Source organism: Paenibacillus oryzisoli, assembly GCF_050467285.1.
GTDB classification, from domain to species: Bacteria; Bacillota; Bacilli; order Paenibacillales; family NBRC-103111; genus Paenibacillus_E; species Paenibacillus_E oryzisoli_A.
This window is the reverse complement of the sequence record NZ_JBCMUN010000030.1, coordinates 1-23100: the sequence shown is the minus strand read 5'-3', so window position 1 is coordinate 23100 and position 23100 is coordinate 1. Positions and strand designations below refer to the sequence as shown.

Here is a 23100-nt window from a genome sequence, read left to right as displayed (position 1 = left end):
AAGAAGAAAAACTTCGACCGACATGCATTCAGGACGCCTCCATGCGTGGAGCCCGTCCGAATTGTGCAGCTGTATGGATGAGTTTTCCCCTTTTGCCTTACACATTTCCAAATATTTCTTTCCATCCTGTTAGAGTTTCCTAAAATTCAAACATTATACGTTATAGGTTTAAATTTTATTCATCCCGGACGAAAAAAATGACTTGACATTTTTGCCAACTAAAGACATGTGTCCCATCTTAATACTGACATTTTCTAATAATATCACATGCGAAATGTCAAGTCAAATACTTTCCGGTCTTTACATAAATTTAAAAGACGGTTTATTTGGTCGCTTTCAGAATGCGATAGCCCTTATCTTTCGATACTTCTTCTACCTCGGCATATAGCGATTCGAGCTTCTTCATCGCCGATGGCGCGCCCTGCTTTTTCTGAATAACCACCCAGATCGAGCCGCCTTCCGCAAGATAAGAATGGGCATCTTCAAAAATGCGATGAACCACATCTTTACCAGCACGGATCGGCGGATTCGTCAGAACCACATCAAAGCACTGCTCTTTCACTTGCTCTAGCAAATCACTTTGCAGAATCGTCACATTGCCGATCCCGTTCTGCTTCGCATTTTGAATCGAAAGCTCGATCGCCCGCTCATTAATGTCCACCATCGTGACATGGCCCTTCGGGCACATCAGCGCTGCGCTCAAACCAATCGGCCCGTAGCCGCAGCCGACATCAAGTACCTTGGCATCCTCAGGGAAATCCATCGTTTCGATCAAGTGCCTACTGCCATAATCCACGCCATTCTTTGAAAATACACCGCTATCCGTCAAAAAGGTCAAACTTCTGCCGCGCAGCACATCTTTCGTCGTCTGCACATTCCGTTTCACCGTAGGCTGCTGCGTATAATAATGTTCGGCCATGCTCAGAAATTCCTCCTCTTTCTACCGTTAGGAAAATCATAGCCGCGCGTTCGTTCCTAAGGCTTTCCTAAGGGTACAAACATCGGTTTCCATAACGCCTAAAAAAACCCCTTGAAGGCAAGCTTCAAGAGGTTTTCTCTAGTAAAAGAAATTACTTAACTTCTACAGTTGCGCCAGCTTCAGTCAGCTTAGCTTTAACAGCTTCTGCTTCTTCGGAGCTAACTTTTTCTTTGATTGGTTTTGGAGCGCCGTCAACCAAGTCTTTTGCTTCTTTCAGACCAAGACCAGTGATTTCGCGAACCACTTTGATAACGTTGATTTTGGATGCACCAGCGCTAGTCAGGATTACGTCGAACTCAGTTTGTGCTTCTTCTACTGCTGCTGCGCCGCCAGCTACTACAGCTACTGGAGCTGCTGCTGTTACGCCGAATTCTTCTTCGATCGCTTTGATCAGGTCGTTCAATTCCAAGATTGTCATGCCTTTGATTGCTTCAAGGATAGTTGCATTGTTGCTCATGGTTAAACCTCCATTATCATCAATAAATTTATTTTGGGTTGTAAAACGGTTCGAGCGTCAAGCTTAAGCTTGACCTTCAGCTTCTTTCTTCTCAGCAACTGCTTTAACAGCAAGTGCAAAGTTACGAACTGGAGCTTGAAGAACGCTAAGCAACATGGAGAGCAAGCCCTCTCTGGACGGAAGATCCGCCAGTGCTTTAATTTGATCGTAACCAACGACGCGGCCTTCGACTACGCCAGCTTTTACGCTCAATTTATCGTTCTTTTTCGCAAACTCAGTCAAGATTTTAGCAGGCGCTACAATATCGTCATTGCTGAATGCGATCGCAGTAGGACCTGTCAAGAACTCATCCAACTCCGACAATTCAGCGTTTGCTGTTGCGCGTCTTGCCAAGGAGTTTTTCAAAACTGTAAATTCGATACCAGCTTCACGTAAGCTTTTACGCAGCTGAGTTACTTGAGCTACGTTCAAACCACGGTAATCTGCTACGATTGTACAAGAGCTCGCTTTGAACTTTTCAGTTACTTCCGCTACCGCCGCTTGTTTCTCTGCAAGAATTTTCGCGTTTGCCATAGTTACACCTCACTTCTCATGCATTTATGATTCAAGTTCGCAAACAGTAGGAGCGCTAGCATTTCTTATAAAAATAAGAAATGCCTTCGTAGACGCTACGAAGGCATGATGTTCACTCATTCCGTGCAAGCACTAAGAAATCGCAATCTATATCATAACACCTCGGTAGGAAATTAAGCCCTCAGGGCACCTACTGTCTACGGTTTGCATATTCGTTTGTCAGGACCTTTGATAGAGTATCACGACCAGTGGCCGAAGTCAACTGGTAGCTATTACTTATCTGAAGGATTGCAGGTTAACACGTACGCTTGGTCCCATTGTGGAGGAAACAGCGATGTTTTTCAGGTATACACCTTTAGCAGCTGCTGGTTTCGCTCTTACAAGGGCATCAACCAATGCTTTGAAGTTTTCTTGCAGCTTCTCAGCGTCGAAGGATACTTTACCAAGTGGAGCATGGATTTGACCTGCTTTGTCGAGACGGTATTCGATTTTACCCGCTTTGATCTCTTGAACAGCTTTGGTAACGTCGAAAGTAACTGTTCCTGCTTTAGGGTTCGGCATCAAACCTTTACCCCCGAGGATACGACCCAGTTTACCAACTTCGCTCATCATGTCAGGAGTCGCTACGCAAACGTCGAATTCGAACCAACCTTGTTGGATTTTGTTGATCATGTCTGCATCACCAACATAATCCGCGCCGGCTGCTTCAGCCTCTTTTGCTTTCTCGCCTTTTGCAAATACGAGAACGCGTTTTGTTTTACCAGTACCGTGTGGAAGTACAACGACACCACGAACAGCTTGGTCTTGTTTTCTTGGGTCTACACCCAGACGAACTGCAACATCAACAGTTTCGTCGAATTTAGCAGGAGCTGTCTTTTTAACAAGCTCGATTGCTTCGGACGGATCGTACAAAGTTTCAGCATTTACAAGCTGAGCAACTTCGCGGTATTTTTTACCGTGTTTAGGCATGAAATTTTCCTCCTTAGTGGTATTAGCGGATGATCCTCCCACCGAGCGGCTAGCACGACGCTGCCGCGATTCCATTCAAAGATGGAATTAGTCTTCGATGACGATACCCATGCTGCGAGCAGTACCCTCAACCATGCGCATAGCAGCCTCAACGGATGCAGCATTCAGGTCAGGCATTTTTTGCTCAGCGATTTCACGAACTTTTGCGCGTTTCACAGTTGCAACTTTCTTTTTGTTTGGTTCACCGGATCCTTTTTCGATACCAGCAACGACGCGAAGAAGAACTGCAGCCGGAGGCGTTTTCGTGATGAATGTAAAGGAACGATCCTCGAACACTGTGATTTCAACCGGAATGATAAGACCCGCTTGATCAGCAGTACGAGCATTGAACTCTTTACAGAAAGCCATAATGTTCACACCTGCTTGACCGAGAGCCGGACCAATTGGTGGTGCTGGATTTGCTTTCGCAGCTTGAACTTGCAGCTTAACGATTTTAATAACCTTTTTTGCCATGATAGACACCTCCTTGCCGTAGTATGGGACTCCGCGGAGCTTCATCCCACCAACATAGGTCTATCCCAAGGAATAGACCTGGTAAAACCTTTTGGTTGTCACAATGCTTTATAGCTTCTCCACTTGATCAAAATCAAGTTCAAGCGGCGTTTCCCTACCAAACATATTGACGTGTACCTTGAGTTTACCCTTGTCAGCCACAATCTCTTCAACTGAGCCGACGAAGTTCGCAAATGGACCCACCTTGACACGCACGGTTTCTTTGAGTTCGAAGTCGATCTTCGCCTTCGGCTCTTCCATTCCCATGTGTTTCAGGATCGATTCAACTTCCTCTGGTAACAATGCAGTTGGTTTAGAGCCAGATCCCGTAGAACCTACGAATCCGGTAACTCCAGGTGTGTTGCGAACAACGTACCAAGAATCATCCGTTTGAATCATTTCGACAAGGACATACCCTGGATAAACTTTGCGCATGACAACTTTCTTCTTGCCATCCTTGTTCACCAGTTCCTCTTCCATCGGCACAAGCACGCGGAAGATCTTGTCCGTCATCTCCATGGACTCAACGCGTTTCTCTAAATTGGCTTTCACTTTGTTCTCATACCCGGAATAGGTATGTACGACGTACCATCTTTTTTCCATGAATAAATTCACCTATTGTCCTGTTTATTTAAAAACAAGGCGCAGCAACTCAGAGATGCCTAGATCAAGCACAAAAAAGTAAACAGCAACGAAAGCAACGGTACCAATAACGACAAGCGTATAAGTAATCATTTCTTTGCGGCTCGGCCATTTAACCTTTTTGAGTTCTGACCAACTGTCGGTGAAGAAGGAAAAAGTGGATCCGAAGCTTTGTCTCATTCTAGCCAAGAACCCCACAAACTACACCTCCAAGGAACTACCTAGTCTCGCGATGAGCAGTATGTTCATTGCAAAATTTGCAATATTTCTTCAACTCAATACGGTCGGGATTGTTGCGCTTATTTTTAGTGGATGCATAGTTTCTTTGTTTGCAATTTGTGCACGCTAATGTGATAATGACCCGCATGATGTACACCTCCTACATAGACACTTTCTAATTAAAGCCCTTTGAAGCGCATCAAAAAGAAAGCGACTTTCAGGGCTACCTGAACTACTTTATCACAACCGTTCCCCGAGTGTCAAGGCGGTAGTCTCACAATTGCAAGAGTATCACCAGTATAGACCTCGCGGCCGGTCGCTAAACGTATTTACAAAGAAAAATACCCGCACAGCCTAGACAGCGCGGGCATTTCTATAAGTCTCTGACTTCCAAATATCGCTCAAGCTTACGTTTAACTCGTTGAAGAGCATTATCAATTGACTTGACATGACGGTCCAAATCCACAGCAATCTCCTGATAGGATCTCCCATCAAGATAAAGCATGAGCACTCTCCGCTCCAAATCGCTCAAAATCTCTCCCATTTTATCTTCCAGACCCGTAAACTCTTCCTGATTAATAAGAAGCTCTTCGGGGTCTGTCACTCTAGATCCGCTAATTACATCAAGCAGCGTACGATCTGAATCTTCATCATAAATGGGCTTGTCCAAAGATACGTAGGAATTCAAAGGGATATGCTTCTGGCGTGTCGCCGTCTTTATCGCCGTAATGATCTGCCGCGTAATGCACAACTCAGCAAAGGCTTTAAAGGAAGCCAGCTTGTCCCCTCGAAAGTCGCGGATAGATTTATATAAACCTATCATGCCTTCCTGAACAATATCTTCTCGGTCCGCACCAATCAAAAAATAAGAACGCGCTTTGGCACGCACAAAGTTCTTATACTTGTTGATGAGATATTCCAACGCTTCGCTGCTGCCTTCACGGACGGCTTCGACGATGTCTTCATCTGGCTTGAGGTCATAATCATACATTCTCAGTTCTTTGAGGTCGACGCTCACCAACACAATCCCTCCGGCCTGCAAGACTACCCAGATTCACTATAAGTGCCAGTTCAAAAATTCAGGGTTTCAGCATCGAAAAAATGCGTGATCCCAAGACAGCTTTTTGAACAACCTCTATAAAAGTTAGGTTAAGTATACATGATGAAATCTTACACCGTCAACGGGGAGCCGCACCATTTCTAGCATTTGGAGGGTTTTACTCGCCTCGGCGCATCCGTTCGAGCTTCGCTTTCTGATCTTCACTCAAGCTGCCCTCGAATGGATTTCGCCGCGTCGTATGCTCAGTTTTGATCTGTTCGCGGATCTCTTTACGACCCAGTTTGATTTTGGTCAAAAGTTCCTTTGCTGGAAGCCGCAGCGCACCTTTCCCGAAAATGACATGCTGTTCAATCATATCCGAGGTGGCTACAAATATCTCCTTGCGCCTGCCCATCAAATTAGTCACGAGCCGTTCAATCCGTTCATCCGCGGTTTCCTTCTCCTTTGTGTACAAGACGACCAGCTTGCTCTGAACGTAGGACTTCCCCAGCCCAGGCACCATATAAGCATCGAAGACCAGATACACCTTCATCCCGGAAAAAGACTGGTACTCCGCCAGCATATGAATCAGCTTGTCGCGCGCGCCCTCAAGATCCGTATCCTTGAGCTTGCTGAGCTCCGGCCAGGCTCCAATGATGTTGTAGCCGTCTACGATCAGGTACTGTTCCATGCGAACCTAGCGTACGCGTTGTCGGACAACTTCGTACATGAGCACGCCGGCCGCAACCGAAGCGTTCAGCGAGTTGACATGGCCGGCCATCGGCAGCTTTACCAAAAAGTCGCAGCGCTCTTTGATCAACCGGCCGACGCCTTTGCCTTCATTCCCGATCACCAGCGCGATCGGCATGTTGAAGTTCGCTTTGTACACGTCCTGCGCCGCGGTCACATCCGTTCCCGCAACCCACACGCCCTGCTCCTTGAGCTGCTCAATCGTTTGCGCAATGTTCGTCACCCGCGCGACCGGCACATATTCCACCGCACCTGCGGAAGTCTTGGATACGGTGGCCGTCAGACCGACGGAACGGCGTTTCGGAATAATGACCCCGTGCACACCTGTGCAGTCAGCCGTTCTCAGAATCGAACCCAGATTGTGCGGATCTTCAATTTCATCCAGAATGAGGATAAACGGATCTTGGCCAAGCGATTTCGCTTTCGCAAGAATATCCTCGACTTCCACATATTCATAAGCGGCAACTTGCGCGACGACGCCTTGGTGCTGGAGGCCTTCCGCCATTTGATCCAATTTTCTTTTATCCGTGAACTGTACGAGAATGCCAAGATTTTTCGCTTCGGCTACAATCGGCCCGGCGAATTGCTTCTGCGCGTTCTCAGCGATCCAAATTTTATTAATACTCCGCCCCGCGCGAAGCGCCTCCATGACAGAGTGCTTCCCGCCGATGATATCTTCTTCCATCCAACTTCCTCCTATTTATGCACCTGATCCTGATTAAAGGCGATGGCAAAATCCATAATCTCCCTCAACCGTTCGAACGACTTTTGGTAATATAAGTAACCGACCAAGCACTCAAATGCGGTGCTGTGCCTATATTCGAGCACATCGGCATTTTTGGCCGTCGTTCCCGATTTGGCATTGCGGCCCCGCTTCACGATGTCCTGCTCTTCCTCCGACAGCGTCGGCATCAGCGCCGCGAGCAGCTTCGACTGCGCTTTCGCGGATACGTAGCCCGTCGCCGCGCGGTGCAGATGATTCGGACGGTGGTTGCCGCCCGAAATCACATACTGCCGCACATACACTTCGTACACCGCATCGCCAATATAAGCGAGAACAAGCGGGTTTAGAAGATTGGGGCGCGTAGGTGGCGGAAAAGCGAACAAATTCGCGTCTTCAATCGTGAATTCGCTCATTTCCGGCGCCAGCGTATTCCTTGCGGAGTATCTTCAAGGAATATCCCTTTCTCCGTCAGCAGGTCGCGGATCTCATCGGCGCGCGCCCAGTTCTTCGACTTGCGCGCTTCGGTCCGCTCGACAATCAGTTGTTCGATTTCTGCGTCCAGCAGTTCGTCCGCCGCTTGCGACAAGAGACCGAGTACAGTGTCGAATTGTTCCAACTGCGCCATAAATTGCTGAATCGCCTCGCTGTGAACCCGCTCCTGCTGGAGGTAATGATTCGCCTCCGACACAAGCTCGAACACCGCGGTAATCGCATCCGGCGTGTTGAAGTCATCATTCATTTTATCCACAAATTGCCCATTAATTTCTTGAATCCGCGCAACGATCGCGCGATCGACTTCACCTGTTGCCGAAGCCGTGTTCAAACGGTGCTTCAAATTATCAAATGCATTCTGAATCCGCTCTAACGAGTTCGCAGCCTGCTTCAAGCTTTCGTCGCTAAAGTTCAGCGGATTGCGATAATGCGCGGCCAACATGAAGAAGCGGAACACCTGTGGCTTCATTTGTTTGAGCAGATCGCGGATCAGGATGCCGTTGCCCAGCGATTTGGACATTTTCTCATTATCGATGTTGAGGAACGCATTGTGCAGCCAGTAATTGGCCATTGGATGACCGGTGACCGCCTCGGTCTGCGCAATCTCGCACTCATGGTGCGGGAACGTAAGATCCTGGCCGCCGCCGTGAATGTCGATCGTTTCGCCGAGATATTTGCGCACCATGGCGGAGCACTCGATGTGCCAACCCGGGCGGCCTTGCCCCCAAGGGCTATCCCAATAAATCTCACCGGGCTTCGCGGCTTTCCACAGCACGAAGTCCTGCGGATTCTCTTTGCGGTCGTCCACTTCGATCCGGATGCCGTATTGGAGCTCTTCGAGATTCTGATGAGACAGCTTGCCGTAGTCCGCAAACTTCATCGTGCGGTAATACACGTCACCGCCCGCTTCATAGGCGAAGCCTTTTTCCACCAGAGCCGCAATGAAGTCGATGATCTCCTGGATGTTGTCCGTCACCCGCGGGTTCAGCGTGGCATCGTGCACACCCATCGTCTTGATGTCTTCCAAAAAAGCGGCAATAAACGTTTCCGCCAATTCGGGAACCGTGACCGCCATTTCCTCGGCTTTGCGGATCATTTTATCGTCCACATCGGTAAAGTTCGTAATATAAGTGACCTCATACCCTTGCGATGCCAGAAAACGGCGAACGACGTCGAAAAAAATAACCGGACGGCCGTTCCCGATATGAATATAGTTGTACACGGTTGGTCCGCACACGTACATTTTGACTTTCCCCGGCTCAATCGGAACGAACTCTTCCTTCTTGCGGGTTAACGTATTATACACTTTGAGTGTCATGTTCTCTTTGTTCTCCATTCTTGGTTCTTAGCGCTTCAAGCTGCGCTTTCAGTTCATCAATTTGCTTCTGCATATCTTGAAAAATATCGACAATCGGATCCGGCAAATCGCCGTGATCCAACCGGTTAACGCGTACACCGTCCCGCTTCACAACTTTGGCCGGTATCGTCACCACGGTGCTGTTCGCCGGCACCTCGCGGATCACAACCGCATTGGAACCGATCCGGGAATTCTCACCCACAAGGAAGGAGCCCAAAATCTTGGCGCCGGAGCCGACAACCACATTATTGCCAATTGTCGGATGTCTTTTTCCTTTCTCCTTGCCGGTTCCCCCGAGTGTGACCCCTTGATACAGAATGACATCGTCGCCGATTTCGCAGGTTTCCCCAATGACAATCCCCATGCCATGGTCGATGAAAAAGCGTTTGCCGATCGTGGCGCCAGGGTGAATTTCAATCCCGGTCATGAACCGGCTCACCTGCGATACGATACGCGCAACGGTGAACATGCCTTTCTTATAGAACCAATGCCCGATCCGGTGCGCCCAGATCGCATGCAGGCCCGAATACGTAAAAACAACCTCGAACCAGCTGCGCGCCGCAGGGTCATTGTCGAAAACCGCCGAAATATCTGATTTGATCGCTCTCCACATGTCTGTTCACCTTCTTTGTATAATGCAAAAAGCCCCCGCAGCCCATAAAAGGACTGCAGAGGCGTATCATCGCGGTTCCACTCTGCTTGGTGACTCGGAAGTCTCCCAACTCAAGTGCCCTTAACGCGGGCCATTCGGCGGCACCTACCCACTCTAGGAGTGATCGGCGAAGCTGCTCACAGGTGCATTTCCGATTACAAGGATTGGATAACTCACAGCCGCTGCCGTAGCAACGATTATCCTCTCTGACGAATCCTTCGTTAATCCTACTCTCCTGATCATTGCATTTCTTATAACCTCAAGTATAGCGAAAAGAAACCCCGTTTACAATAAGCTTCTCAGGCGCGCGGCAACTTTTTCTTTGCCAAGCAAGTACAATGAGACGTTCAGGTCAGGACCGTGCACTTGGCCGGTCAAGGCTGAGCGGATGGACATGAACAGCTGTTTGCCTTTGTAGCCCGTTTCCTTCTGCACGGCTTTCAGCAGCGCAGGGATCGTTTCCACCGCGAACGCTTCCGCTTGCTCCACTTGCGCGAGGAAGGCAGACAGCACCGCCGGCACATGCTCTTCCTTGAGCACAGCGGCCGCTTCGTCATCGATCACGAGCTCTTCCTTGAAGAAGAGGCTTGCCAATTCGACAATTTCCGCCGCGTAGCGCATTCTCTCCTGGTTCAGGCCAACGAGGGCCGTTACCCACTCTTGCGATGCGGTATCAAGGTCAGCCGAGATATAACCGGCTTTGACCAAATGCGGAACGCACAAGTCGACGACGCGGGAAAGCGGGGCTTTCTTGAGATAAGCGTTATTCATCCAGTTGAGCTTATCCATATCGAACACGGCAGGGCTCTTCGAGACCCGCTCGAGATCGAACTGCGCGATCAGCTCTTCCTTGCTGAACATTTCTTCTTCGCCGCCCGGGGACCAACCCAGCAATGCGATGAAGTTGAGCACCGCCTCCGGCAGGTAGCCCAGCTCCTTGTACTGCTCGATGAACTGGATGATCGATTCGTCGCGTTTGCTCATTTTTTTTCGATCCTGATTCAAAATGAGCGCCAGATGCGCGAACTCCGGCACCGGCATGCCGAGCGCCTCATACATGAGAATCTGCCGCGGTGTATTGGACAGGTGCTCCTCCCCGCGGATCACCAGATTGATGTTCATCGTGTGATCGTCGACGATCACGGCGAAGTTGTACGTCGGGATGCCGTCCGGACGCGCGATAATAAAGTCGCCGATCCCGTTCGAGTCGAACTCGACGTGCTCGCGCACTTTATCTTCGAAGCCGATGACGCGGTCCGACGGCACGCGGAAACGCGTCGAAGGCTGACGGCCTTCGGCTTGGTACGCCGCGACTTGCTCCGCTGTCAGGTTGCGGCACTTCCCGGAGTAGCCGCCCATCTCGCCGCGCGCCTCTTGCTCTGCCCGCTCCTGCTCGAGATCCGCTTCCGAGCAATAACAGTGATACGCATGCCCGCTTTCGAGCAGCTGATCCAAATATTTTTTGTAAATGTCGAGACGCTCCATTTGCCGATAAGGCGCATAGGGCCCACCGATGTCCACGCTCTCGTCCCACTCCAAGCCCAACCACTTCAGACCGTTCAGTTGGTCGGCGATGCCGGACTCCTTGTGGCGCGTCTGATCCGTATCTTCAAACCGCACAACAAACGCTCCGCCATGACGGCGGGCAAGCAAATAATCAAACAAGGCCGTGCGCGCGCCGCCGATGTGCAAATGCCCCGTCGGGCTGGGCGCATACCTTACGCGTAAAGGCTGATTCATCGCATTGTCCCTCTTTTCCCCATCAAAGAATATGAGCTATTTTAGCACATCTCGAATTAAACAAACAACCGATTGCGCCGCAATTCCTTCGCCACGGCCTGTGAAGCCGAGCTGCTCCGTCGTCGTCGCCTTGACGTTGACCTGCTCCGGCTGAGCATCCAGCGCCGCTGCGATGATCTCCACCATTTGCGGGATATAAGGCGCCATCTTCGGCTTCTGCGCGATAATCGTGGAATCCGCGTTGCCGAGCGAATAGCCTCGCTCACGCGCCAACTGCCATACGTGCTTCAGCAGCACGAGGCTGTCCGCATCTTTAAACTCTGCCGCCGTATCCGGGAAGTGCTTGCCAATATCGCCAAGCCCGAGCGCCCCCAGAATGGCGTCGCTGATCGCATGGAGCAGCACGTCCGCATCAGAGTGCCCGAGCAGCCCTTTTTCATAAGGAATCGTCACGCCCCCGATAATGCACTTGCGCCCCTCCACTAATTGATGCACGTCAAACCCTTGTCCAACACGAATCATGCTTATGCCTCTCCCCTCACGTTATGTACAATCCACTCCGCCCAAGGCAGATCCTCAGGGGTCGTGATTTTGATGTTATAGTAGTCGCTCTCGACCACCGACACCTTAACGCCCAGCCGCTCCACCAGCATCGCGTCATCGGTGCCGAGAAACCCTTCCCGCTCCGCCTGCTCATGCGCTTCCAGCAGCAAAGCAAGACGAAAAGCCTGCGGCGTTTGGATCGCCCACAAGCTTCGTCTATCGGGTGTCGACTGTATTTGCTTATTGCTGTCAACGACTTTGATCGTATCCTTGACCGGAACCGCCAGTACGGCTGCCCCTGTCTCTTGGGTCTTCGCCAAACATGCAAATATATGTTCCCTCTTCGCAAATGGCCGCACCCCGTCGTGGACCATAACCCATTCCGTGCCCGGCTGCAAAGCGCGGAGTCCTTGTCTGACCGAATCCTGACGCTCGGCCCCGCCGGCCAGCACCCGCGTCGCTTTCGTGATTCCGTAATCTGCCACATAGCCGCTGCAGCGATCCACATCATCCGCCCCTGCAACGAGAACGATTTCGTCCACTTCCTGTATGTTTTGAAATAATTGCAAGGTATGTACCAGAATGGGCTTCTGTCCCAACTGCAAATATTGCTTGCTCTCCGCCGTACCCATTCGTGAGCCTCTGCCTGCCGCTACGATGATGACGCCTAGCTTCCCCATAAGTCCTCCAACACGGTGCTCCTACAACCGAGCATACTTCGTAAGCATAGACCTGGACAGAACTATGTTACATCTCCTTATCATACTGGTTTTACTGCGCTTTTTCCAATAATTTCGGTTTGGCAAAAATCATCCGACCCGCAGACGTCTGCAGCACACTTGTCACCATCACTTCCAACGTCATGCCGATAAACTCACGGCCGCCTTCCACGACGATCATCGTGCCGTCATCGAGATAAGCAACGCCTTGTCCATGCTCTTTCCCGTCTTTGATCACTTGGACGACAATCTCCTCACCCGGCAGCACCACAGGCTTGACCGCATTCGCAAGATCGTTGATATTCAGCACGGACACGCCCTGCAGCTCACACACTTTATTCAGGTTAAAATCGTTCGTAATCACTTTGCCCTGCAGCACTTTCGCCAGCTTGACCAGCTTGCTGTCCACTTCGGCAATCTCCTCGAAATCTCCCTCGTAAATGAGCACCTTCACTTCAAGCTCTTTCTGAATCTTGTTCAAAATATCCAGCCCGCGGCGCCCGCGATTGCGCTTGAGTAAATCCGACGAATCTGCAATATGCTGCAGCTCCTCGAGCACGAACTCGGGAATGACCAACGTGCCTTCGATGAAACCGGTTTTGCAAATATCCGCAATGCGGCCGTCGATAATAACGCTCGTATCCAGGATTTTGTGCTCCTCATAAGGGCGATGCGTCTGCTTCTCGGACCCGCCGGACCGACTTTTAATCATGAGCTGCACAAGCTCTTCCCGTTTGTTATACCCGATACGGAAGCCCATCACCGCCAGCACAGCCGATACGACTAAAGGTAAGAACGGTCCCGCCCATGTGGCTTGCGCCAGCACCGGATAGACCATGACCGAGGTCAGAAGCCCGATCATCAGGCCAAATGTACCCGACAACAGATCGGAAACCGGAATTTCCGCAACGTTCTTCTCTCCTCTTAGCAGCAACTTCATCCCTGTACCGGCAATCCATGCGGAAATGACGACCATGCCAACTGCACATAAACTATTAATCCAAAAGACTTGACTGCTGCTTCGGATTACATCCGACGTTCGAAGGAACGTGTCGCTCCACTCATACCCTAAACTGCCACCCATGATGGCGAAAATGGCTTGTATCCACTTTTTCATCATAGATTCACCTCCTACTTCAACTTGGTTTGGTTCTTATTACAATTATGTTCCAATTTTTTCAACGTTAATCACATGTTCATCCAGAAAATTGAAATATTAAAGGGCTTCCTTTATAATAAAAATGGAAGTTACAAACACACCCGAGGTGGATGGAATGAGCTCCTTATCTTTAAAGCAGTTTCAGGATCAAGTGTCCGAATTGTTGCTCCGTCACCGTAGTCTGCTTGACGTTTTGTCCAAATTCCAACAGTCCGGCGCAGCTGCGAATCGTTCTGTCGTGAAGTCCGTGACTGAATGCGGCTGTCTGCAGCTTCACGCTGCCAAGCAAGAGTACCATCCTGAGATGACTTTAAGTGAAGCTAAGGATGTTCTTGGCACGCATATCTCCGGTCACTTGTGTGAGCAATGCATTGAAGTTGTCAGCAACGAGCTCGGGCGAAACCTGTTCTACATGGCCGCGCTCAGCAATCTGCTGGATATTAATTTGGAGCAAGTTCTCGAGAAAGAATCTAAGAAATGTTCCACGCTGGGACTTTTCAACATGTCGTAAACATAAAGAAAAAAGCATTTATTTTCTCTCTGAATTCAGAAGAAAATAAATGCTTTTTATTTTTCCAGCTAGCCGGGGCGGATTACAAATCCGATTTCACGGAGTTGTTCTCTTCCACGTTGCTGCCGCGTCTTTTATTTTTACGGCGGGAATTGCGAATACGGATGAAGTAGCCATCAACGTTTTTTTTTAGGCCGTACAATGCATAGAGAAGCAATGGTACAAAAATCATTTTGGAAATGGATTCCGGCCATTTGATCGCGATCACGATGGCAACCGCCACAATAATCGGCGTAATCCAGATGGCGGCTTTCGGAATGCCGGCTTTTTTGAAATTCGGATATTTGACCGTGCTGACCATTAAGTACGACAGCAATACGGTGCTGACAAGCAGAACATACACGTTAAGATCGTTCGCGAACAACGCCAGCGTACACAACACACCGCCTGCAGCAGGGATCGGCAGACCGATGAAGTAACCGGGTGTACCGGCCACGACATTAAACCGTGCTAAACGAAGCGCACCGCAAATCGGGAAGATCGCCGTTACAATCCAGGCGAATGCAGGACTAATGGTGGCTGGTTCGTTGAAAGCGACTACATACATGATGAAGGCTGGCGCAACCCCGAACGAAATAACATCAGACAGGGAGTCGAGCTCTTTACCAAACTCGCTTTGCGCATTCAGCGCTCTCGCTACGCGTCCGTCCAGACCATCCAGCAGCATCGCCACAATGACGAGCACCGCGGCAACACCATGTTGACCGCTAAAAGCTAAAATAATCGACAACACGCCTAGGAACAAGTTCCCTACTGTAAATAAACTGGGAATTGATTTGGTTAGCATATGTTTTTGTCCACCTCTGGATTTACTATACCCTAAACTTGACTTTTGTAAAACCTTAAACTTTGACGTCATCAATAGTACTTTATGATTGTATCCACTTTAAATATGTCTGTCAATGAACACTTGTTCTTGAATCCGCTTGAGACCATCCTTGATGGCACGCGCTCTTACTTCTCCGATGCCGTCCACTTCATCCAGCTCCTCGATTGTCGCCATCATCATGTGCGGCAGGAAGCCAAACTTCTCCACTAAATTCCCAATAATAATCGACGGCAACCGCGGAATTTTGCCTAAAATCCGGAAGCCCCGCGGCGATACCGGCTCTTCCGCAACGGAGCTCGTGTTCGAGTATCCGAGCAGACGAATGATTTGCTGCGGTTCCAACAGTTCATCCGAGGAAAGACGCTTCAAGCCGGCCTGCATTTCCTTCACGCGTTCATCACTTAAATCTCTTACATAATCCTTTACGAGCAAGCGCGCTTCAAGTTCCGCATTTCCTACAAGTTCTTCTAATTGCATGGAAATTAGGCGCCCTTCGTTGCCGAGCTCATTTATGTAGCGGTTAATTTCCGCCTTGATGCGAAGTACCATTTCAAACCGCGCAATCACGTTCGTAATATCGTGCAGCGTCACCAGTTCCTCGAACTCGGAGGCGCTGAGGTTCGTCAATGATTGATCCAGCACCACTTTGTACCGTTCGAGCGTCTGAATTGCCTGATTCGCTTTGGTCAGAATCACCCCGATGTCCTTGAGCGCATAGCGCAAGTTCCCCTGATACAGGGTGATGACGTTCCGCCGCTGCGAGATGGAGACGACCAGTTTATTCGTCTGCTTCGCTACACGCTCCGCCGTCCGGTGTCGGATACCGGTTTCGGAAGACGGGATCGAGGAGTCAGGAATGAGCTGCGTATTCGCGAACAAAATTTTCTTAATATCCTCGCTAAGAATAATGGCGCCGTCCATTTTGGCCAGCTCATAGAGATAGTTGGGTGAAAAATCGCAGTTAATAGAAAAGCCGCCGTCGACAATTTCCATCACCTCCGGACTGTAGCCGACCACGATCAGCCCGCCGGTTTTGGCGCGGAGCACATTCTCCAGTCCGTCACGAAACGGCGTTCCTGGTGCTACAAGTTGGAGCAATTGACTCATCACATCTCGTTTGATCTCTTCTTTGCTCATGTTTTTCCTCCTGAAGCCTGCAGATTGCCACGCTGCGTTAACCCAGTGCCGCTTTCAGCGCTTCCGCCACCGTGTTTACGCCTATAATTTCCATACCTTTGGGCGGACTCCAGCCCTTCAGGCTCTTCTCCGGCATAATCACACGGCGAAACCCGAGCTTTTCCGCTTCCTTCACCCGCTGATCAATCCGCGATACGCCACGGACTTCACCCGTTAGGCCAATCTCTCCAAAAACAACATCGTAAGGCTGCGTCGGCTGATCCCGGAACGAAGACGCAATGGAGATCGCGATCGCAAGGTCAACCGCCGGTTCATCCAGCTTCACCCCGCCCGCGACGTTGAGGTAGGCGTCTTGATTTTGCAGGAACATGCCCATCCGCTTCTCCAGCACCGCGATAATGAGCGAAAGCCTGTTGTGATCGACACCCGTCGCCATCCTTCGCGGAGATGGGAAGTTCGTCTGCGACACCAGCGCCTGAATCTCCACCAGCACTGGCCGCGTCCCTTCCATGCTCGCCACAACCGTCGATCCGGCTACGCCAAGCGGCCGCTCCTGAAGGAATAGCTCCGAAGGATTGCTGACCTCCACCAAGCCGACTTCCTGCATTTCAAAAATGCCGATTTCATTCGTCGAGCCAAAACGGTTCTTCACCGCGCGCAGCACCCGGTAGGAGTGATGGCGCTCGCCTTCAAAGTAAAGCACACAATCGACCATGTGCTCCAGCATGCGCGGCCCCGCGATGGCGCCTTCCTTCGTGACGTGGCCAACCAAGACCGTTGCAATTCCTTTACCTTTAGCTATTCTCATAAAATGACCTGTGCATTCCCGAACTTGCGATACCGTGCCAGGCGCCGAGGTAACCGTCGGATGAAAAACCGTCTGGATGGAATCGATGACCAGGAAATCCGGGTTCATTTCTTGAATGGCTTCTTCGATCAATTCTAAGTTAGTCTCAGCTAACACGAACAGCAGCGGAGACGCCGCATCCAACCGATCTGCGCGAAGCTTCGTCTGTTTAACCGATTCTTCCCCTGAAATGTACAATACCTTCAGTCCAACCTTTGTCAGCTCGAACGAAGTTTGCAGCAGCAATGTCGACTTCCCAATCCCGGGATCTCCGCCAACGAGGATCAGCGATCCTGGCACAATGCCGCCGCCGAGCACGCGGTTGAGCTCTTTATTGCTTGTGACAACGCGAGGTTCCGGACTGCTTTCTATTTGGTTAATGGGTGTCGGCTTTCCCTTGGTCTTAGGAATGGCGGAGGTCATGCCCTGCGTGCGAACGACCGTCTCGATTTCTTCCACCATCGTGTTCCAAGATTGGCAGCCCGGACATTTCCCCATCCATTTCGGCGATTCATAGCCGCATTCTTGGCAGCAAAATTTTGTTTTCTGTTTACTCATGTGGGAAGGTGCTCCTTATTTCCATAACAACGCATTCTGGTTATCCTTACCAATAAAGTTTACCATTTTTACCGTGCCCATGAAAGGGTTCCAAGGAATTAAAAAAAGCATCCCACCCGCCGGGATCGGCGAAGTGGAATGCTTCTCGCTTATTTCGTGGCTACGCCTTCGCTCTTCTGAACGACAAGTTCGCCTTCTACTTCATCAATCGTTAACGTATCGCCCTTCGAGATATTGCCTCTCAGCAATTCTTCGGACAAGCGATCCTCGATATGCTTCTGAATCGCCCTGCGCAGCGGTCTTGCGCCATACGTCGGGTCGAAGCCTGCTTTAGCCAGGAACTGCAGCGCTTTGTCCGTGAGGATAAAGTCGACCTCTTGCTCTTTGAGGCGTTTGCGCAGATCGTCGGCCATCAGGCTTACGATGCGAGCGATATGAGCTTCGTCCAAGGAGTGGAAGACGATGATTTCGTCAATCCGGTTGAGGAACTCCGGACGGAAGCTTTTCTTCAGCTCGCCCATCACTTTGTCTCTCATATTGTTGTAGTCTTTGCCAGCATCGATCGCCGCTGTAAAGCCGAGCGAAGAGTTTTTCTTGATCATGTCTGCGCCTACGTTCGACGTCATGATGATCAACGTGTTGCGGAAGTCCACTGTGCGGCCTTTGGAATCGGTCAAGCGGCCGTCTTCCAGCACTTGCAGCAGGATGTTGAACACTTCCGGATGCGCCTTCTCGATCTCATCCAGCAGCACGACCGAGTACGGTTTGCGGCGTACTTTTTCGGTCAGTTGACCGCCTTCTTCGTAGCCGACATACCCTGGAGGCGCCCCGACGAGACGGGAAGTCGAGTGCTTCTCCATGTATTCGGACATATCGATCCGAACGACCGCATTCTCATCGCCGAACAGCGACTCTGCGAGCGCGCGGGCCAGCTCTGTTTTACCAACCCCAGTTGGACCGAGGAAAATGAAGGAGCCCATTGGACGCTTCGGATCTTTGAGGCCCGCTCTGGCGCGGCGGATCGCGCGGCTAACCGCTTTGACCGCTTCCTCTTGCCCAATGACGCGTTCGTGCAGAATATCTTCCATTTTCAGCAGACGATCCGTTTCTTCTTCCGCCAGCTTGGAAACCGGAATACCGGTCCAGCTTGCCACGATTTGTGCGATGTCGTCCGGCGTTACCTCGGTGTCGAGACGGCCTTGTTTCTCTTTCCAATCGTTCTTCGTGGAATCGAGCTCTTCACGGAGTTTTTGCTCCGTATCGCGCAGACCCGCTGCTTTCTCGAACTCTTGGCTTTGGACCGCGGCGTCTTTCTCCTTGCGGATGTTCTCCAACTTATTCTCTAGCTGCTTCAAGGAAGGCGGCGTTGTGTAGGAACGCAGTCTTACTTTGGAGCTGGCTTCGTCGATCAAGTCGATCGCTTTATCCGGCAGGAAACGATCTGGAATGTAACGGTCAGACAGCTTCACTGCTTCTTGGATCGCGGCATCTGTGATTTTCACACGGTGATGCGCTTCGTAACGGTCACGCAGACCGTACAGAATTTGAATCGCTTCTTCCGGAGACGGTTGATCCACCGTAATCGGTTGGAAACGGCGCTCCAGCGCAGCGTCTTTTTCAATATATTTGCGATACTCATCCAGTGTCGTCGCCCCGATGCACTGCAGCTCGCCTCTCGCCAGCGCCGGCTTCAGGATGTTGGAGGCGTCAATCGCGCCTTCCGCTCCGCCTGCGCCAATCAGCGTGTGCAGCTCATCGATGAACAGGATGATGTTGCCCGCTTGGCGGATCTCATCCATGATCTTTTTGAGGCGGTCTTCGAACTCGCCGCGATATTTCGTGCCGGCCACGACCGAGCCCATATCGAGCGTCATGACGCGTTTATCTTTTAACGTTTCTGGAATCTCGTTGTTGATGATTTTTTGAGCGAGGCCTTCGGCAATCGCCGTTTTACCGACCCCAGGCTCCCCGATGAGAACTGGGTTGTTTTTCGTTCTGCGGCTGAGCACTTGAATCACGCGCTCAATTTCCTTGCTGCGCCCGATAACAGGGTCGAGATGACCTTCCCGCGCGAACGCCGTCAAATCTCTTGCCAAGCCATCCAGCGTTGGCGTGTTGACATTCGGGTTCGTGCCATGGCTAGGCGACACCGTTTCGCTGCTGCCCAGCAGTTGAAGCACTTGCTGACGGGCTTTATTCAAGGAAACGCCGAGGTTGTTCAGCACGCGAGCTGCAACGCCCTCCCCTTCGCGGATCAAGCCAAGCAAAATATGTTCAGTCCCCACATACGTATGGCCTAATTTTCTCGCCTCGTCCATGGAGAGTTCAATGACTTTTTTCGCCCTTGGCGTGTAAGCAATGTTGGTAGGCTGTTCTTGTCCTCTGCCAATGAGCGATTCCACTTCGTCTTGAATTTTCTCAAGACCTAGGCCCAGCGCAACGAGTGCTTTAGCTGCAATGCCTTCGCCTTCCCGGATAAGTCCGAGTAAAATATGCTCAGTCCCAATATTGTTATGCCCTAAGCGGACAGCTTCCTCTTGAGCCAAAGAAAGCACCTTCTGCGCACGTTCCGTAAATCTGCCAAACATCATAGAGAACACCTCCAAAAGTAGTATATCTATGGAATTCCTAAAGGATGTTACATCAACGTCAGTTAAGCGCTAGAATCGTCCCAGCTTCTCGCGAATCATTTCCGCTCTGCGCACATCGCGCTCCTCGGCAGTCAGCTTCTCACCAGCGTACTGCTGAAGGAAGCCCGGCTGCGTCATCACCAAGAGTTCATTGAGCACGTGGCCGGAAACGGTATTAATGATCCCCAAATCGATACCAAGTCTAACATCGGACAGCCGCTGTGCCGCTTCTTTGGAGTCCATGATGCCTGCATAAGACAGGATCCCAAAAGAGCGATTCACACGGTCAATAATCCGCATTCTGGACTCTTGTAACAGCTTATGCCTCGCGGCTCGCTCATGCTCAACAATTTGCCTCGCAACACTGTGTAAATTATCAATAATCTCTTCTTCCGTCTGCCCGAGCGTAATCTGGTTGGAGATTTGGAAGAGGTTACCTAAAGCTTCGCTGCCTTCCCCATATAATCCTCTAACCGTCAGCCCAACTTGTGAAACAGCGGATAAAATTCGATTAATTTGCTGGCTCAGCACTAACGCCGGCAGATGCATCATCACCGATGCCCGAATGCCTGTTCCCACATTGGTCGGGCAGCTCGTTAGATAGCCACGCTTCTCGTCATAGCCGTAATCCAGCTGCGTTTCAAAAATATCGTCAATCTGATTCGCCAAATCCCAGACTTCCTTAATTTGGAAACCCGGGCATAAACATTGTATGCGAAGGTGATCCTCCTCATTGATCATAATGCTGATCGACTCGTTGTCGCTGAGAATAACGGCACCGTTACGGGATTCGTTCGCCAAGTTCGGACTAATCAGATGTTTCTCGACTAGCACCATGCGTTCAAGCTCATTGAGCTCGCCAAGCGGCACTAATGAAAAGTTGCTGATCGTCTCCAACTCGTCATTCTCAAGCACCGCGGACAATTTCTCCAGCACTTCTTGCGATTGTTGGTTCGTCGCCAGCATCGGGTAGGGGTATTCTCTGAGATTGCGTGCAATACGGATTCGGCTGCTAATGACAATGTCCGATTCCGGCCCCTCGCCCTTCATCCACTCGCTTAATGCATCTCCTGTAAACCGCTGTAATGTCACTCGATTCACACCTCCTAGCCGTACTCACATGCTCGCCATTTTTTTCTCAATTTCCCGAATTTGGTCACGCAGCTTAGCCGCCTGCTCAAACTCTTCGCCTTCGATGCAAGCTATAAGATCCTTCTTTAAAAGATCAATCTCCCGCTTGCTTTTGATGATTCCTCCGCTTCGTTTCGGCACCTTGCCGACGTGGACGGTGTTGCCATGCACTCTTTTGAAAAGCGGATTCAGCTTCTCCGTGAACGCTTGATAACAATTCCCGCAGCCGAAGCGGCCCAGCTTGCTGAATTGCGAGTACGTAAGTCCGCAGTGCTCGCACCGGATCGGTTGCGCCTTCGCCGCGGATAACGGTTCAAAATCAAGCAGACCCGACAACAAATTATGAATCGAAAAGCCGCCGGACGTTCCCGGAATCATCTCGCCCTTTTCCCTGGCGCATGCTTCGCAGATATGAAACTCGTTCTTATCCCCATTCACAATCTTGGTAAAATGGAGCGTCGCCGGTCGTTTCCCGCATTCCTGACAAACCATTTATATCCGCCTCCTCATTTGCTAAGCAAGGATATTAACATTGCTTTCAGAAGCTTCGCTCGAATCTCGTCACGCAGCGGAAGCTTAAAGGCAAGCACATCCCTTGAAATCGCCGCTCGAATCAGATTGGCCTCTCTGTGGGAAATATACCCGCCCTCTTGAAGCTGATAAACCAGCCCTTCCGAGGCGACTTGATCAATATGTGTGTTAATCGTTCGAAAAATATGGTCAACAATCGAACCGTGGCTCTTGAGCTCGATCTTCTGAATTCGAATATAGCCGCCGCCGCCGCGTTTGCTCTCGACAAGATAGCCCTTCTCCAAAGTAAACCTTGTGGAGATCACGTAGTTAATTTGTGAAGGCACGCATTGGAATTGGTCAGCCAGATCGTTCCTCTGAATCTCGATCGCCCCTTCAGTGCTTTGCTGCAGGACGTGCTTCAAATACTGCTCGATAATTTCGGATACATTGCGCATCAATTCGGCCTCCCAGATTTCTGAAAGTAAAATTGACTTTGACTTTCTTTGACCTTAATTAGATTATAATCATTTCCTTTCTTTTTGACAAGTGCCGCCGCGAAAATGCACAACCTCGTCTCCGCGCTTCCACGTAACCTTATTAGTGTTGACCTTCGCTAGGGATTTATTCGAACCGTTAGAGGAAAAAGCGGCAGTCTGCTGTATGGGCCTGCATATACGAAAAGCCTTCCTGTTCCTTCCTATCAGGCTGCTTGGGGAACGAGGAGACCTTAATCGGGCTCTGCGCCGTTCATTTCGGGTGAAATGCGGCAAATAGAGCCTCCTCTAAGGCGAGGTGGGGCGTAGTGAACGGTCTAATACCTGCAAATAGGCAGGAATTTTCCGCAGAAATGGCCTTTTCGGCAAATTGCCGCGATAAAGCAGTTTTTCGAGTCGAGTTTGCTTAAAAAAGAGGCACACGTCAAAAATGCCTGCAGAATCGCAGGCATTTCATCAAATCAGGTGAGGAACGGGGGAAGTTCCTGCTATTACGCAGGCTTTAATGCCTACTGAGAATAGAAAAAAGCCTTACTCAGATTTCTCCAAGTAAAGCTCTTCAATCGCTTGGCAACGTTCTACTCTCCCAGAACCCTGCGGTTCAAGTACCATCGACGCTGGAGGGCTTAACGGTCGTGTTCGAGATGGGAACGCGTGGGTCCCCTCCGCCATCATCACCAAACGGGATGCTTCTGCCAAGAAACATCAGATGTTACATTCAAGGTGGCTTGCACCTTGAAAACTAGATACGAAACGGTAATTACTTTAGGTTTACGTTGTGTTATTGGGCCCCGAGAAAGTAATCGGCATCAGCTACAAAGCTT

The 23100-nt window shown here is 50.4% G+C and carries 26 protein-coding genes, 1 rRNA gene and 1 other annotated feature; of the genes, 1 reads left to right on the top strand and 26 read right to left on the bottom strand.

The window, feature by feature from the left end; translation table 11 throughout:
- Window positions 1-322: 322 nt before the first annotated feature.
- From ABE504_RS31170 to ABE504_RS31085, 18 genes are all read right to left on the bottom strand, one after another.
- Window positions 323-919: a class I SAM-dependent methyltransferase gene (locus ABE504_RS31170; RefSeq protein ID WP_430096459.1), complete on the bottom strand. Its 597-nt coding sequence runs from the start codon at window positions 917-919 to the stop codon at window positions 323-325.
- 151 nt (window positions 920-1070) lie between these two features.
- Window positions 1071-1436: a 50S ribosomal protein L7/L12 gene (gene rplL, locus ABE504_RS31165; protein ID WP_430096457.1), complete on the bottom strand. Its 366-nt coding sequence runs from the start codon at window positions 1434-1436 to the stop codon at window positions 1071-1073.
- A 63-nt stretch (window positions 1437-1499) separates the two neighbouring features.
- The gene (rplJ, locus tag ABE504_RS31160) at window positions 1500-2009 is read right to left on the bottom strand and encodes a 50S ribosomal protein L10 (protein WP_430096455.1); all 510 of its coding nucleotides are present in this window, start codon (window positions 2007-2009) and stop codon (window positions 1500-1502) included.
- A 67-nt stretch (window positions 2010-2076) separates the two neighbouring features.
- Window positions 2077-2230, bottom strand: a sequence feature (ribosomal protein L10 leader region).
- A gap of 55 nt (window positions 2231-2285) precedes the next feature.
- A complete protein-coding gene (rplA, locus tag ABE504_RS31155) occupies window positions 2286-2978 on the bottom strand; it encodes a 50S ribosomal protein L1 (RefSeq protein WP_430096453.1) in 693 nt (230 codons plus the stop codon).
- Window positions 2979-3065: 87 nt separating this feature from the next.
- Window positions 3066-3491: a 50S ribosomal protein L11 gene (gene rplK / locus ABE504_RS31150; RefSeq protein WP_126144112.1), complete on the bottom strand. Its 426-nt coding sequence runs from the start codon at window positions 3489-3491 to the stop codon at window positions 3066-3068.
- Window positions 3492-3599: 108 nt separating this feature from the next.
- On the bottom strand, window positions 3600-4133 hold the full coding sequence (nusG, locus tag ABE504_RS31145) for a transcription termination/antitermination protein NusG (protein ID WP_126144113.1): 534 nt from the start codon (window positions 4131-4133) through the stop codon (window positions 3600-3602).
- 24 nt (window positions 4134-4157) lie between these two features.
- Window positions 4158-4370 carry a preprotein translocase subunit SecE gene (gene secE, locus ABE504_RS31140; protein ID WP_126144114.1) on the bottom strand — a complete coding sequence of 71 codons (213 nt, stop codon included), beginning with the start codon at window positions 4368-4370 and terminating at the stop codon, window positions 4158-4160.
- A gap of 19 nt (window positions 4371-4389) precedes the next feature.
- A complete protein-coding gene (gene rpmG / locus ABE504_RS31135) occupies window positions 4390-4539 on the bottom strand; it encodes a 50S ribosomal protein L33 (RefSeq protein ID WP_079418041.1) in 150 nt (49 codons plus the stop codon).
- A gap of 225 nt (window positions 4540-4764) precedes the next feature.
- Window positions 4765-5409: an RNA polymerase sporulation sigma factor SigH gene (gene sigH / locus ABE504_RS31130; RefSeq protein ID WP_126144115.1), complete on the bottom strand. Its 645-nt coding sequence runs from the start codon at window positions 5407-5409 to the stop codon at window positions 4765-4767.
- A 199-nt stretch (window positions 5410-5608) separates the two neighbouring features.
- Complete coding sequence (locus ABE504_RS31125; protein ID WP_430096451.1) at window positions 5609-6121, bottom strand: NYN domain-containing protein; 513 nt, start codon at window positions 6119-6121, stop codon at window positions 5609-5611.
- A gap of 6 nt (window positions 6122-6127) precedes the next feature.
- Complete coding sequence (gene rlmB, locus ABE504_RS31120) at window positions 6128-6865, bottom strand: 23S rRNA (guanosine(2251)-2'-O)-methyltransferase RlmB (RefSeq protein WP_430096449.1); 738 nt, start codon at window positions 6863-6865, stop codon at window positions 6128-6130.
- Window positions 6866-6876: 11 nt separating this feature from the next.
- Window positions 6877-7317 carry a Mini-ribonuclease 3 gene (locus ABE504_RS31115; protein ID WP_430096448.1) on the bottom strand — a complete coding sequence of 147 codons (441 nt, stop codon included), beginning with the start codon at window positions 7315-7317 and terminating at the stop codon, window positions 6877-6879.
- On the bottom strand, window positions 7314-8714 hold the full coding sequence (cysS, locus tag ABE504_RS31110) for a cysteine--tRNA ligase (protein ID WP_430096446.1): 1401 nt from the start codon (window positions 8712-8714) through the stop codon (window positions 7314-7316). The genes ABE504_RS31115 and cysS overlap by 4 nt, the downstream gene beginning before the upstream one ends.
- The gene (gene cysE, locus ABE504_RS31105) at window positions 8695-9366 is read right to left on the bottom strand and encodes a serine O-acetyltransferase (protein WP_430096445.1); all 672 of its coding nucleotides are present in this window, start codon (window positions 9364-9366) and stop codon (window positions 8695-8697) included. The genes cysS and cysE overlap by 20 nt, the downstream gene beginning before the upstream one ends.
- A gap of 324 nt (window positions 9367-9690) precedes the next feature.
- Window positions 9691-11145 carry a glutamate--tRNA ligase gene (gene gltX / locus ABE504_RS31100; RefSeq protein WP_430096443.1) on the bottom strand — a complete coding sequence of 485 codons (1455 nt, stop codon included), beginning with the start codon at window positions 11143-11145 and terminating at the stop codon, window positions 9691-9693.
- Between the two features lie 36 nt (window positions 11146-11181).
- Window positions 11182-11667 (bottom strand): 2-C-methyl-D-erythritol 2,4-cyclodiphosphate synthase, encoded by a 486-nt coding sequence (gene ispF / locus ABE504_RS31095; RefSeq protein WP_430096441.1) that lies wholly within the window; start codon window positions 11665-11667, stop codon window positions 11182-11184.
- A gap of 2 nt (window positions 11668-11669) precedes the next feature.
- On the bottom strand, window positions 11670-12368 hold the full coding sequence (gene ispD / locus ABE504_RS31090) for a 2-C-methyl-D-erythritol 4-phosphate cytidylyltransferase (RefSeq protein WP_430096439.1): 699 nt from the start codon (window positions 12366-12368) through the stop codon (window positions 11670-11672).
- Between the two features lie 91 nt (window positions 12369-12459).
- Entirely contained in the window at window positions 12460-13527 is a 1068-nt protein-coding gene (locus ABE504_RS31085) for a PIN/TRAM domain-containing protein (protein WP_430096437.1), read from the bottom strand.
- Window positions 13528-13681: 154 nt separating this feature from the next.
- On the opposite strand from ABE504_RS31085, the gene ABE504_RS31080 reads away from it, so the two are divergent.
- Entirely contained in the window at window positions 13682-14077 is a 396-nt protein-coding gene (locus ABE504_RS31080; RefSeq protein ID WP_430096435.1) for a DUF1573 domain-containing protein, read from the top strand.
- 82 nt (window positions 14078-14159) lie between these two features.
- Here the strand turns inward: ABE504_RS31080 and pssA are convergent, their stop codons facing one another.
- The 8 genes from pssA to rrf all read right to left on the bottom strand — a co-directional run bounded on the left by pssA (window position 14160) and on the right by rrf (window position 22958).
- Entirely contained in the window at window positions 14160-14924 is a 765-nt protein-coding gene (gene pssA, locus ABE504_RS31075; protein ID WP_430096434.1) for a CDP-diacylglycerol--serine O-phosphatidyltransferase, read from the bottom strand.
- A 99-nt stretch (window positions 14925-15023) separates the two neighbouring features.
- Complete coding sequence (gene disA, locus ABE504_RS31070; RefSeq protein WP_430096432.1) at window positions 15024-16103, bottom strand: DNA integrity scanning diadenylate cyclase DisA; 1080 nt, start codon at window positions 16101-16103, stop codon at window positions 15024-15026.
- Window positions 16104-16140: 37 nt separating this feature from the next.
- A complete protein-coding gene (radA, locus tag ABE504_RS31065) occupies window positions 16141-17508 on the bottom strand; it encodes a DNA repair protein RadA (protein ID WP_430096431.1) in 1368 nt (455 codons plus the stop codon).
- Between the two features lie 149 nt (window positions 17509-17657).
- Window positions 17658-20099: an ATP-dependent protease ATP-binding subunit ClpC gene (gene clpC / locus ABE504_RS31060; RefSeq protein WP_430096429.1), complete on the bottom strand. Its 2442-nt coding sequence runs from the start codon at window positions 20097-20099 to the stop codon at window positions 17658-17660.
- A gap of 69 nt (window positions 20100-20168) precedes the next feature.
- The gene (locus ABE504_RS31055; protein WP_430096511.1) at window positions 20169-21188 is read right to left on the bottom strand and encodes a protein arginine kinase; all 1020 of its coding nucleotides are present in this window, start codon (window positions 21186-21188) and stop codon (window positions 20169-20171) included.
- Between the two features lie 66 nt (window positions 21189-21254).
- Complete coding sequence (locus ABE504_RS31050) at window positions 21255-21761, bottom strand: UvrB/UvrC motif-containing protein (RefSeq protein WP_430096427.1); 507 nt, start codon at window positions 21759-21761, stop codon at window positions 21255-21257.
- Between the two features lie 14 nt (window positions 21762-21775).
- On the bottom strand, window positions 21776-22237 hold the full coding sequence (locus ABE504_RS31045) for a CtsR family transcriptional regulator (RefSeq protein ID WP_430096425.1): 462 nt from the start codon (window positions 22235-22237) through the stop codon (window positions 21776-21778).
- 604 nt (window positions 22238-22841) lie between these two features.
- A 5S ribosomal RNA gene (rrf, locus tag ABE504_RS31040) occupies window positions 22842-22958 on the bottom strand.
- Window positions 22959-23100: the final 142 nt, after the last annotated feature.